At 66.3% G+C, this 353-nt stretch carries 1 protein-coding gene; it reads right to left on the reverse strand.

The window, feature by feature from the left end:
- Window positions 1–353, reverse strand: a 353-nt coding sequence (locus AC1DSD_RS22460) for a hypothetical protein (RefSeq protein WP_478033210.1), incomplete at both ends; no start/stop codon positions are given.

Here is a 353-nt window from a genome sequence, read left to right on the forward strand (position 1 = left end):
ACATTGACCGGGCCGACGGTGGTGACCGTCGTATTGCCTGATCCGAAATTCTCGGCGTCGATGCCGAACCGCGCGGTGATTGCGCCGTTGGCGGTCACGTCGATATTGCCGGTGCCCGCCGCGTTGAGGATCGCCGCCACCATGCCGGCATTGCCCGCGTTGATGTCGCCGTTCGCTACTTCGGTCACATTGCCGGTCAGCGTCTGCGCCTGAACGTCGATCCCGTCCTTGCCCGCCGTCAGCGCGGTCACTGCGCCGGTGGTGACGCTGATATTGCCGCCTGCGGCCGTATCGCGAACGAAGATGCCCTCACCGCCGGCCGAGCTGCTCGCGCCCGAGATGTCGACCGTGAC

The sequence above is a fragment of the Sphingomonas sp. P4_D12 genome, from assembly GCF_056401895.1.